This window comes from Spirosoma lituiforme (assembly GCF_054776635.1).
The window spans coordinates 251,659-263,736 of sequence record NZ_BAAHBO010000004.1 but is presented as its reverse complement, the minus strand read 5'-3'; the positions used below and the strand labels follow the sequence as shown (position 1 = coordinate 263,736).

General features: G+C 49.5%; 12 protein-coding genes. All 12 read right to left on the bottom strand.

Annotation, left to right across the window (positions count from 1 at the left end):
* Positions 1–174 precede the first annotated feature (174 nt).
* The 12 genes from ACYU87_RS16555 to ACYU87_RS16500 all read right to left on the bottom strand — a co-directional run bounded on the left by ACYU87_RS16555 (position 175) and on the right by ACYU87_RS16500 (position 12,043).
* The gene (locus ACYU87_RS16555; protein ID WP_461135190.1) at positions 175–1,989 is read right to left on the bottom strand and encodes an acyl-CoA dehydrogenase family protein; all 1,815 of its coding nucleotides are present in this window, start codon (positions 1,987–1,989) and stop codon (positions 175–177) included.
* Between the two features lie 305 nt (positions 1,990–2,294).
* The gene (locus ACYU87_RS16550) at positions 2,295–3,473 is read right to left on the bottom strand and encodes an acetyl-CoA C-acyltransferase (protein WP_461135189.1); all 1,179 of its coding nucleotides are present in this window, start codon (positions 3,471–3,473) and stop codon (positions 2,295–2,297) included.
* Positions 3,474–3,686: 213 nt separating this feature from the next.
* Positions 3,687–4,241, bottom strand: a complete 555-nt coding sequence (locus ACYU87_RS16545; RefSeq protein WP_460933651.1) for an NADH-quinone oxidoreductase subunit J family protein — start codon at positions 4,239–4,241, stop codon at positions 3,687–3,689.
* A gap of 41 nt (positions 4,242–4,282) precedes the next feature.
* Entirely contained in the window at positions 4,283–4,849 is a 567-nt protein-coding gene (locus ACYU87_RS16540; RefSeq protein WP_461135188.1) for a NuoI/complex I 23 kDa subunit family protein, read from the bottom strand.
* Between the two features lie 30 nt (positions 4,850–4,879).
* A complete protein-coding gene (nuoH, locus tag ACYU87_RS16535; RefSeq protein ID WP_461135187.1) occupies positions 4,880–6,034 on the bottom strand; it encodes an NADH-quinone oxidoreductase subunit NuoH in 1,155 nt (384 codons plus the stop codon).
* A gap of 95 nt (positions 6,035–6,129) precedes the next feature.
* A complete protein-coding gene (locus ACYU87_RS16530; RefSeq protein WP_461135186.1) occupies positions 6,130–7,215 on the bottom strand; it encodes an NADH-quinone oxidoreductase subunit G in 1,086 nt (361 codons plus the stop codon).
* Between the two features lie 67 nt (positions 7,216–7,282).
* On the bottom strand, positions 7,283–8,623 hold the full coding sequence (nuoF, locus tag ACYU87_RS16525) for an NADH-quinone oxidoreductase subunit NuoF (protein WP_461135185.1): 1,341 nt from the start codon (positions 8,621–8,623) through the stop codon (positions 7,283–7,285).
* 6 nt (positions 8,624–8,629) lie between these two features.
* Positions 8,630–9,133 carry an NADH-quinone oxidoreductase subunit NuoE family protein gene (locus ACYU87_RS16520; protein WP_461135184.1) on the bottom strand — a complete coding sequence of 168 codons (504 nt, stop codon included), beginning with the start codon at positions 9,131–9,133 and terminating at the stop codon, positions 8,630–8,632.
* Positions 9,134–9,136: 3 nt separating this feature from the next.
* Positions 9,137–9,580 carry a DUF29 domain-containing protein gene (locus tag ACYU87_RS16515; RefSeq protein WP_461135183.1) on the bottom strand — a complete coding sequence of 148 codons (444 nt, stop codon included), beginning with the start codon at positions 9,578–9,580 and terminating at the stop codon, positions 9,137–9,139.
* A 20-nt stretch (positions 9,581–9,600) separates the two neighbouring features.
* A complete protein-coding gene (locus ACYU87_RS16510) occupies positions 9,601–10,833 on the bottom strand; it encodes an NADH-quinone oxidoreductase subunit D (RefSeq protein ID WP_461135182.1) in 1,233 nt (410 codons plus the stop codon).
* 88 nt (positions 10,834–10,921) lie between these two features.
* A complete protein-coding gene (locus ACYU87_RS16505) occupies positions 10,922–11,422 on the bottom strand; it encodes an NADH-quinone oxidoreductase subunit C (protein WP_461135181.1) in 501 nt (166 codons plus the stop codon).
* Between the two features lie 75 nt (positions 11,423–11,497).
* On the bottom strand, positions 11,498–12,043 hold the full coding sequence (locus tag ACYU87_RS16500; RefSeq protein ID WP_461135180.1) for an NADH-quinone oxidoreductase subunit B: 546 nt from the start codon (positions 12,041–12,043) through the stop codon (positions 11,498–11,500).
* Between the last annotated feature and the right edge of the window lie 35 nt (positions 12,044–12,078).

The following is a 12,078-nucleotide window of genomic DNA, read 5'->3' as shown; positions in this document are numbered from 1 at the left end:
CGTAAAAAAAGCACCAGAACTGACTTTTCTACCAGCTCCGGTGCCAAGTTATTCCAGTTCCCTGGACGTTATGCCCGTTTAATTTGATTCTCAGTTACGCCTGGACCAAATAACAAAAACAAACGAGCCCATCCCAAAAGAACTGGCTCGCTGTTTGTTTAATGCATACGCTTTCTAGAAAATATATTTATTCTCGGCAATCATTGCGTCGGCTACCTGACGACGGGCCTCTTTAAGATTCATCGGTTCAATTTTCGTGAACCGTTTCAGCCCCATCAACATACCCCGTAGTTCATCACCTTCGGCAAATGACGTGATGGCTGCCCGGCCCGCGTTGTTAACTTTCTCTACGGCTTCGTGCAGGTAAATCAGCGCCATTTGCTTTTGCAGGGCAACGGCTCCTTCACCTTTAATGTCAATGAGTTTCTCGACCCGGAGTAGCACGGATTCGGCCACGTAGATTTCAATAGCCATATCGGCTACGTTCATCAAGATTTCCTGCTCGTTCGAGAGGGTCATCATGAATTTCTGCACGGCAGCACCCGCTACCATTAAGGCGGCTTTTTTCAGATTCCGGACAACCTTTTTCTCGGCGATAAATAAGCCTTCCTCTTCTTCCGAGTTGAAATCGGGGATAGACATGATCTCTTTAGAAACAGCCATAGCCGGACCCATTAAATCGAGTTCGCCCTTCATGGCCCGCTTCAGAAGCATATCCACCACCAGCATCCGATTAATCTCGTTTGTGCCTTCAAAAATCCGGTTGATACGCGCATCGCGGTAAGCCCGGTCCATCGGTGCATCGGCTGAGTAGCCCATACCGCCGTACACCTGAACGCCTTCGTCAACAACGTAATCCAGCGCTTCGGAGCCGTGCACTTTCATGATGGCGCACTCGATCGAGAACTGCTCCAGCGCCTTCAGCTTAGCCGAAGCGTCGTCCAGTCCCTGACTTTTGAGGTCTTCGATCAGGTCGTCGATGTTCTGCCCGGCTCTGTAAGAAGCCGTTTCGGAGGCATACACTTTCAGGGCCATCTCGGCCAGCTTGTGCTTGATTGCGCCGAACTGAGAAATCGCCGTTTTGAATTGTTTCCGCTCACTAGAATACCGAATGGCGTTGTTAATCACTTCTTTCGAGCCACCGACAGCGGCAATCCCCAACTTAATCCGCCCAATGTTGAGAATGTTGACGGCGATTTTAAAGCCATTACCACGCTCAGATAGCAAGTTTTCAACGGGTACTTTGCAGTCGTTAAAGAAAATCTGGCGCGTATCGGAGCCTTTGATTCCCATCTTATGCTCCGGCTCGTTCATGGTGATGCCTTCATAGCCACGCTCAACAATAAAGGCCGAGAGGTTTTTATCTGGTTGGCCGTTGCCATCGTCAATTTTGGCAAAAACAATGTAAACGTCGGCAAAACCACCGTTGGTAATCCACATTTTCTGCCCGTTCAGTATGTAGTGCGAGCCGTCTTGGGTCAGTTTTGCTTTGGTCTTACCTGAGTTGGCGTCTGACCCAGAATCGGGTTCGGTCAGGCAATAGGCAGCTTTCCACTCACCCGATGCTAGTTTGGGAAGGTATTTCGACTTCTGGTCTTCGTTACCGTAGTATACGATAGGCAACGTGCCAATGCCGGTATGGGCCGATAACGCTACCGAAAATGAGTGACCGGCACCGGTCACCTCGGCCACCAGCATGGAGGTGTTGAAATTTGTACCGAACCCACCGTATTGCTCAGGAACTGAGGTACCCAGAATACCCAACTCGCCCGCTTTATCCATTAAGGACGAAATCAGTTCCGGTGATTTAGCATTGTCAATCTCATTCAGACGTGGCCAGATCTCACGTTCCAGAAACTCGCGGCAGGTAGCCGCAATCATCTGCTGCTCTTCGGTAAATTCTTCAGGTATAAAAACCTGTGATGCCTGCGTTTCTTTGATCAGAAACTCGCCACCCTTCAGGGAGGCTTTTGGTTCTGCCGCGATCATATCAAAAAGAGTTTATTATGCTTGCATACTAATTCGTTAACAAATAAAATCATTTCAAAAGTAGTATGCAAGCATACTAATAATATTTTTGGCTCAAGGCAGGCTGAGAAAATGAATCAGATTTTAGGGACTGCTGCAACGTCAAAAGCTGACTACTGAAACTTATGAAGTAAGTTCAATAGTCAGCTTTTGATGTTGACAGTCAACGAGATTTATTAATCACGGAAGCAAAGATGGTACAGAGGTTTTCAAGTTGATTACGCTGTGCGCTGTGCGTCTCTGCGATTAGTATGCCAGTTTGTTGGTTAATTAAATCGCTCAAAAATTCCGGCAACGCCCTGCCCACCACCTACGCAGGCGGAGACCATCCCATATTTCTGATCCCGACGGCGCATTTCATTTAGTAATTGCACTGATAATCGCGCACCCGTTGAACCGAGCGCGTGGCCCAGCGCAATGGCACCGCCATTGGGATTTATCTTGCCAGGGTCAAGCCCAAGCTCCTGAATGACGGCTAAAGATTGGGCTGCGAACGCTTCGTTTAACTCGATAAGATCAATATCGTCTTGTTTTAGGCCACCTTTTTTGAGAGCAATGGGAATAGCCGCAACGGGACCGATCCCCATAATCTTAGGTTCAACACCAGCTGTTGCATACGATACCATACGAGCAATGGGCTGTAGATTCAATTCATTGACTAACCGCTCCGACATAACTACCACAAAAGCAGCTCCGTCAGAGGTTTGCGATGAATTGCCGGCCGTGACCGAGCCACCGGCCGCAAAAACGGGTTTTAACTTAGCTAAACCTTCGGCGCTGGTATCTTTACGGGGACCTTCATCCTGCGAGACCGTCCATTCACGGGTCTTCTTTTTATTAGTGTCCGCATCAAAATACGTTTCGCTTACCTTGATGGGGACAATCTCATCGGTAAATTTCCCATCTTTCTGAGCAGCTAATGCTTTCTGGTGTGAAGCGTAGGCGAACTCATCCTGTGCATCGCGGCTGATGTTGAATTGCTGGGCAACCTGTTCGGCGGTCAGGCCCATGCCAATGTAGTAATCGGGGTGAGACTTAGCGATCTCGTAGTTGAGCGCCGTCTTCCAGCCCATCACCGGTACCATCGACATCGACTCCGTTCCACCGGCAATGATGCAATCGGCCAGGCCCGCGTGAATTTTGGCGGAGGCAATGGCAATTGCTTCCAGCCCAGATCCGCAATACCGATTGATGGTCATACCCGGAACACTGTTGGGCAACGACAACAAGGCAATGTATCGGGCAATTTGCATACCCTGTTCAGCCTCGGGCACAGCGTTACCAACGATAAGGTCTTCGACACGGGCCGGATCGAGTGAAGGAATCTGACTTAGTAAATGCTTAATAACTTCAGCCGCCATATCATCAGGGCGGGTAAAACGGAGGCCTCCGCGTGGCGCTTTACCCACGGCGGTACGGTATCCGGCTACAATGTATGCGTCCATAAAAATGCGATGTTGTTTTACTGATTAAGCAGGCACCTCAAGGCAGTAACTTATTTTTTAAGCGAAAAATTACACTAGAGTCGCTGATTATTATGCAAGCATACTATTTTCTTTCGATAAGTGCAACTCATCGATAAAGGGCGTAAAAAACAAAAAGCCGCTCTCATGAGCGGCTTTTGCCTAAAGGTTATCAACGAAATTGAAGGGGTAAGATCAGAAGTGGCGATCACCCGCTTCGCGCTTACCAAGCATAACTGCGCCCACCATTGCTACCAGAAACAGCACCGAAGCTAGTTCGAACGGTAGGATATAATCGCTGTACAGGAGTTGACCAAGGTTTTCGACAAGCCCTGTTTTATTGCTAAACGTTGCGGGGCTAACGGTCGGTACCTGAGCACTTTTAGCCCGGAAGATGGTAATCAGCATAATCATCAATATACCACCCACAACAACCGATGCCATTTTGGTCAGATTTGTCTTCGATTCTTCGTCTTCTTTCCGCAGATTCAGAAACATGATCGTAAACAGAAATAAGACCATGATAGCGCCGGCATAAACAATGATGTTCACCGCTGCCAGAAACTGGGCGTTCAGCAAAATGTAGTGACCCGACAGACAGAAAAAGGTAGCGATAAGGGCCAGAACGCTGTAGATAGGGTTGCGCGCGGTTACAACACCAATAGCGCTAAACAATGTAAGCACCGTTAAACCCAGAAACAGATAGCCGGTTGGGGTTAACGTCTTGAAAAAAGTTATAAATTCAGTCATAGCTCAATCAAATAGAGAACAGAAGAAGAGACAACAGGCGGTTAGGTAGCCGCCCGTGTTAAGCTTGGTTCGGTTGGCGTGGTTTGCACTTCAGCGTTGGCAATCCGGATATACCGATCATCCATCTTCTCAACCAATTTATCTTTGCCGTAAATGACGTCTTCGCGTTCCATGAATACCGGAACCATGCGGTCGTGGCGCAGATAAACGGCCTGCTTTGGGCAAGCTTCTTCGCACAGGCCACAGAAGATACAACGCAGCATATTTATCTCGTAAACGGCCGCGTATTTTTCCTCCCGGTATAAGCCAGCTTCCTCTTTTGTACGTTCGGCCGCCACCATCGATATGGCTTCGGCCGGGCAGGCAACGGCGCATAGACCACAGGCTGTACAACGCTCCCGTCCCTGTTCGTCACGTTTCAGCACGTGGTGCCCACGGTAAATCGGGCCAAGGTATTTTTTTACCTCGGGATACTGAATAGTGGGCTTTTTGCGGAAAAAGTGGCTGATTGTAATGGCTAACCCGCCTACAATGGCAGGTAGGTACATCTTCTCTGCCAGCGTCATTTCCTTATTGCTGACTTGTTTTGAGCGATTCGTTAACTGCATGATAGTTTGTTTTTCGATACAGGTCGCTGGTTAAGCTCCCTGCGGTATAGCTTCCCGTTTCGGGGCCTTTGCTGACGATACCATTACCATGACCACCATCACCACGACGATCAACCAGGTCGCGTATTTGAAATTGAACAGCAGGCCCGCCCCGGTCAAGATAACATTCAGAATTGACAGCGGAATGAGTGTTTTCCATCCCAAGTTCATCAGCTGGTCGTAGCGGAAACGCGGTAGCGTCCAGCGAACCCACATGAAGAAGAAGATGAAAAAGAAGATTTTTCCGAAGAAGACCGCAAAGCCAATGGCCGTTGCGATGTTATGCCCGGTGATTGGGCCCATCGACGTTTCGAGTGCGTTCCCAACTTCGTTTATGAATGGATAATGGAATCCACCGAAATACAACGAGGAGATAAACGCCGACGAAACAAACATGTTGATGTATTCGGCGAACAGGTAAAAGCCCAGTTTCATGGAGCTATACTCTGTGTGATAACCGCCAACCAGTTCCGTTTCGCACTCGGGCAAATCGAAAGGAGTGCGGTTACACTCGGCAAATGAGCAGGTCAGGAAGATAATGAACCCCACTGGCTGCGTAAAGATGTTCCAGTCGAAGAAACCCGCCTGCTGATCGACGATGGCCCGCACCGATAACGAACCCGTCATCATCAGGATGGCGATCATGGATAGGCCCAGTGCAATCTCATAGCTAATGTTCTGGGAGGCAGCACGGATAGCACCCAGGAGCGAAAACTTGTTGTTCGACGCCCAGCCACCAACCATAACTCCATAGACACCAAGCGATACAACACCGAAGATGTATAGGACGCCGATATTGATTTCGATGCCCTGAACAGGAATCGAATAATTCCCGAACCGAATGCTATCACCAAAGGGAATAACCGCGCTCGACATCAGGGCGGTCAGCATGGCCAGACAGGGGCCTAAAATGAATAACCATTTACTGGCCTGCGACGGGATAAAATCTTCCTTAAAAAACATTTTACCGGCGTCGGCAATGGGTTGCAACAACCCCCACGGGCCCGCCCGGTTTGGGCCAAGGCGATCTTGCAGGAAGGCAGCCACTTTACGCTCGGCGTACGTTGAATAAGTCGCAATCAGGAGCGTTATCCCGAATATGACCAGGATAATGATGCCTTTTACGAGCAATATGGTTAAGTCCATTTTTAAACGTTTTTGGTTCTTCGTTTTTCCTTGGTTTCCAGACAATCGCTTGTTTGTCAACCAACTGGAAACTGTTAGCTAAAGGCCAATTAATATCAAGGTTCTGGTTCCAAGGCGGATGGCAGTACCTTCGCAAAACGTTCGGCGGGCAACTGCTGAATCGTTAATTGCGACGTATCGCGCTCATCGTGAATCGGCTTGTAATCGGCGGCTGCCAGACGTTCACCAAAGCTTGGTTTGATTGCGTCAGCGCGGTATTTGTTTGCCGAAATAACCGAACTCCGGGATACCTTGGTTGGGCCTTCGATGGTCCAGTCGCCTGTTTTCTTCGTTTCGAAACGGCAGGTATTGCAGATAAACTCGGTTACCTCATTCCACTCATTTTTGCGGGCCGTTACCCGAATCACGTCTTCGCCCCGGTACCACAAGGTTACTTTCCCCGAACAGGTTGGGCAATCGCGGTGGGCATCGGCGGGTTTCGTAAACCAAACCCGGTTTTTGAAGCGGTAGGTTTTATCGGTCAGCGCACCAACCGGACATACATCAATAACATTACCGGAGAAATCGTTGTCAACAGCCTTTTCAATATAGGTACTGATTTCTGACGCATCGCCCCGGTTCATGACGCCATGTACCCGTTTGTTCGTAATTTGGTCGGCTGTGTATACGCAACGGTAGCACAGAATACACCGTGTCATGTGCAACTGGATGTAAGGACCAATGTCCCGCTTCTCGAATGTCCGGCGATCTTCTTCGTAACGGGTCGTCGCTTTACCATGATCGAAAGCAAAGTTCTGCAAATCACACTCACCGGCCTGATCACAAACCGGGCAGTCGAGTGGGTGGTTGATCAGCAGAAACTCAACAATACCATTGCGGGCGTCGATGACCTGCGGACTGGTTTCATTTTCGACGATCATGCCATCCTGAACCGCCGTTAAGCACGACGCGACCAATTTTGGCATCGGCCGCGGATCTTTCGCCGATCCGGCGGCCACCCGAACCAAACAAGCCCGGCACTTGCCGCCACTGCCTTTCAGGGGCTGGTAATAACACATGGCCGGAGGAGCTACCGCCGGACCTATTTTGCGAGCGGCCTGTAAAATGGTCGTTCCCGGCTCCACTTCAACTTCAATTCCGTCAATAGTGACTTTTAACAGTTGCGGCTTTACGTCTTCCATATAGTATACTGCGGTCGTGAAGCCGCAAATCATTCAGTTCTAAAACGGCGTTTTAGCCGCAGTGTCATTAGACCAGAGCCATATCACCCCGATAAACCGCGCCCGGTTGGGTTGCTTCGGTCGGGTGGTCAATGTGCCATTGAAATTCATCCCGGAAATGCCGGATAGCGCTGGCAACCGGCCAGGCAGCTGCATCGCCCAATGGGCAAATGGTGTTTCCCTCAATCTTCTTCGCCACATCGACCAGCAAATCAATGTCCTGCTGATGGCCGTGTCCGTATTCGATTCGGTGAAGGACTTTTTCCATCCAGCCCGTTCCTTCGCGGCAGGGGCTACATTGCCCACAGGATTCGTGGTGGTAAAAACGTGAGAAATTCCAGGTGTTGCGAACAATGCAGGACGTTTCATCGAAAACGATAAACCCACCCGACCCCAACATGGTGCCGGTTGCAAAACCGCCATCGGAAAGGGATTCATAAGACATGAGTCGCTTTTCGCCATTCGCCAGTGTCAGGGCCAGATTGGCGGGTAAAATGGGAACGGATGATCCACCGGCAACGAGCGCCTTGAACTTATGACCTGGCCGAATACCACCACACCACTCGTCGGCGTAAATGAAATCTTCGACCGGAACGCCGAGATCAATCTCATACACACCGGGTTTGTTAATATGGCCCGATGCCGAAATCAGTTTAGTGCCGGTGCTGCGACCGATGCCAATAGCTGCGTAGGCATCACCACCATTATTGACGATCCATGACGTTGTGGCAATGGATTCAACGTTATTAACAACCGTCGGGCTCTGGTACAGTCCTTTTACCGCCGGGAAGGGGGGCTTGTTTCTGGGGTTGCCGCGTTTTCCTTCCAGCGATTCAAGCAGCGCTGTTTCTTCACCGCAGATATAGGCACCACCGCCGGGTTGAACAACTAACTCAAGATCGTAGCCGCTGCCCAGAATATTTTTACCTAAAAAACCTTTCGCTTTCGCTTCGGCAATGGCTTTTTCGAGGATGTTGATAACGTACATCAACTCACCCCGTACGTAAATGAACGACTTGTTGGCACCCAGCGCAAACGACGAGATAATCATCCCTTCGATAAGCAAGTGAGGCAGGTTCTTCATCAGGTAGTGATCCTTGAATGTACCCGGTTCCGATTCATCAGCATTACAGACCAGGTAACGGGGTACACCTTCGGGCTTGGCCAGGAAGCTCCACTTCATACCCATCGGAAATCCGGCGCCACCCCGGCCCCGCACCCCCGCTTTCTTTACCTCTTCAACAATGGCTTCGGGAGTCATTGTTTTGATCGCCTTTTCTACGGCCGTATAGCCGCCCTGTTTCCGGTACACATCGAAGGTCTCAATGCCGGGAACGTTGATGTGTTCGGTTAGTATCTTGGTAGCCATACTGGGTTATTTCGACAATTCGTCAATGATCTCATCCACCCGTTCGTTGGTGAGGTGCATATAATACTTCTCCCGAACCTGAAATACCGGACCCATGCCGCAAGCCGCCAGACACTCCACTTCTTTGAGTGTAAACTGACCGTCTACGGTTGTCTGACCGGTATCAATGCCAAGCCGTTGCTTTAGGTGAGCATATACTTCTTCTCCCCCCATCAGACAGCATGGACCAGTTCGGCAGTACTCGATAACGTGTTTACCAACCGGGTTAAGGTGGTACATGGTATAAAACGACGCCACCTCGTACACCTCAATCGGCTGAATATCGAGCATCCGGGCTACGTAATCCATCCCTTCAGGGCTGGTCCAGCCTTCCTGCTCCTGCAATAAGTGCAACAACGGCAGCAGAGCCGATTTTTGCTTGCCTTCCGGATATCGGGCAATAATTTCCTGCGCTTTAGCAACCCGCTCGGGCGTAAATGTTACAGCGGGATTATTTGTCTCAGTCGTCATTATTTACAGCAGGTATTCAGCATCAAAAACTTCACTCCAAGTTAAGTCAGCTGGTTCAAATGTATCTTTTCTGGAAAGATTCATTTCAGCTTTGGCATCAGCAATCGCATCCTCAAATGTTTCAGCCCAAATATTTTCTATGTATTCCCTTGTAAACGAAGGCATGTACTTTCGTAAATCACGGATTTCCCGACGAGCACTTATTATTGTTCGTACCCAACTGGTAGATCGCTTATCAACTTGATAACGCCATTTCAGTATGTGCGCCATTAACCGGATAAGTTGGCTATTTAAAACTCTTCGTTCTGAGTTAGCCATTGCATTTTGCAGCTCGTCTAATGCCTCCTGAGCTTCTTCGTACTCTTTTTGCTCAAGTAGCTTACGCACTGCAACTACAGTGTCTAAATGAGACGTAGCCACCATTTCTTGCCAGTCTATCGTCTTCATATTAGTTTTTATCTTAGTAACTACGCGTCCAGCTCACCGGCAATGACGTTCATGCTACTCATGATCACAATAGCGTCTGACAACGTCAGCCCTTTGCACATTTCAGGGTAGGCCTGGTAGTAGATAAAGCATGGCCGACGGAAGTGTAAACGATAAGGAGCCCGTCCGCCATCGCTGATCAGGTAGAAGCCCAACTCACCATTGCCACCCTCAACCGCGTGGTACACTTCGCCAACGGGTGCGTCGATCTCACCCATCACAATTTTGAAGTGATAAATGAGGGCTTCCATATTTTTGTAAACTTCCTGTTTTGGCGGGAGGTAGTACTGCGGAGCATCTGCAAAGTAAGAACCCTCGGGCAGGTTGTCAATTGCCTGCTGGATAATGCGCAGACTCTGCTTCATTTCCTCATTGCGAACCATGAAGCGGTCGTACGTATCGCCACTCTGACCAACCGGAATGTCAAACTCAAAGTCTTCGTACGACGAGTAGGGGTTCATAACCCGTACATCGTAATCGACCCCGGCAGCGCGGAGGTTTGGTCCCGTGAAGCCGTAACTCAGCGCCCGTTCTGCCGAAATAGCCCCTACGTTAACGACACGGTCCATGAAGATCCGGTTTCTGTTAAACAGGTTTTCGAATTCGGCCAGTACTTTTGGAAAGCGAACGAGCAGTTCTTTGATTTTGCGAATGGCCGTAGGAGAGAGGTCCCGCTCCATGCCGCCAATCCGGCCCATGTTGGTCGTCAGACGGGCTCCGCAAACTTCTTCGTAAATTTCGTAGATGTTTTCCCGCTCCTGATAAATGTACAGGAAGCCAGTGAACGCGCCCGTATCCACACCCAGAATACCGTTGCAAATAAGATGGTCGGCCAGACGAGCCAGTTCCATCATAATGACGCGAATGTATTGCGCCCGCTTAGGTACGTCAACGCCCAGCAGTTTTTCTACTGTCATGTGCCACCCCATGTTGTTAATGGGCGACGAACAGTAGTTCATGCGGTCGGTTAGGGTCGTGATCTGATAAAAAGGCCGACGCTCGGCAATCTTTTCAAAGGCCCGGTGGATGTAACCGATTGTCTGCTCTCCCGACACGATTTTTTCGCCATCCATTTGCAGAATGTTCTGAAAGATACCGTGTGTGGCGGGGTGCGTTGGGCCAAGGTTAAGCGTAGTCAGTTCATTGACATACTGAACTGGACCCTGCCCGGCAGGCAAGTTTTTATTCGCTATATCGAGTTCTTCGGAAACCATAGTTAAAAAGCGAAAGAGCGAAAGAGTGAAAGAGTGACAAGCAGCTGATTAGAATCGCTCTTTCCTTCTTTCGCTCTTTCACTGTTATTTATCGTCCAAACAGGGCATCAATTTTATCTTCCCGGGTTGCATCTTCGAGTGGGTACTCTTTGCGCATTGGGTGGTAATCCATTTCTTCCATGTTCAGGATTCGGCGTAAGTCAGGATGACCATCGAAAAGAATACCGAACAAGTCGAAGGTTTCACGTTCCATCCAGTTTGCGCTGGCATAGAGGGAAACCATCGTCGGAATATGAATATCGTCTTTTTCCAGATAAACTTTGATTCGTATCCGAAAGTTGTTTGGCAGACTGTGTAAGTGATAGACTACACAAAATTCCTTTCCTGTCGAATCTGGATAATGGATCGCTGTAATATCCGTCAGGAAGCCAATTTTCAGCGTCGAATGTTCTTTCAGGTACGTAACGAGCGGGATCAGCTGATCCCGGCTGGTCGAGCATGTCAGCAAGTTAAACGGATCATCAAAGTCCGTAACGCTTTCGCCAAACTGGTTTAGTAGTATCTGCGCAACTTCTTCGTTGGTCAGCATTATCAGGGAGTGAATGAGTGACTAAGCGGCTGGTCGATGCAACTGGTTAAACCAGTTGCATCGACCAGCTACCGTTTATTGAATGCTGTATGAATTCAGCAGCTTGGTATATTCTTCGGTATTGCGTCGGCGGAGTGACTCGTTTTTGGCCAGCTCCTGCAACTGCATTACCCCATCCAGAATCTGTTCGGGACGTGGTGGGCAGCCCGGTACATATACATCCACCGGAATAATACGGTCAATACCCTGCAAAACGCTGTACGTATCAAAAATGCCACCACTCGACGCGCAGGCGCCAATGGCAATTACCCAACGGGGTTCGGCCATCTGTAAATAGACCTGCTTGAGAATGGGTCCCATCTTTTTGGCAATCGTTCCCGCCACGAGCAGCATATCGGCCTGTCGGGGAGAAAAGCTGGGACGCTCTGACCCGAATCGGGCCAGGTCGTAATGAGAGGCCATGGTTGACATGAACTCAATACCGCAGCACGATGTCGCAAAGGGTAATGGCCAGAGCGAATTCGCCCGAGCCAGTCCAATAATTTTATCAAACGACGTAGCCGAGAATCCCGGGCCATCATAACTCGCGGGGGCCTCAGCCAGCTTTATATCAGTTGCCATAAAAAACACGGTCCGCCGTTGCGGTTATAGTTGCT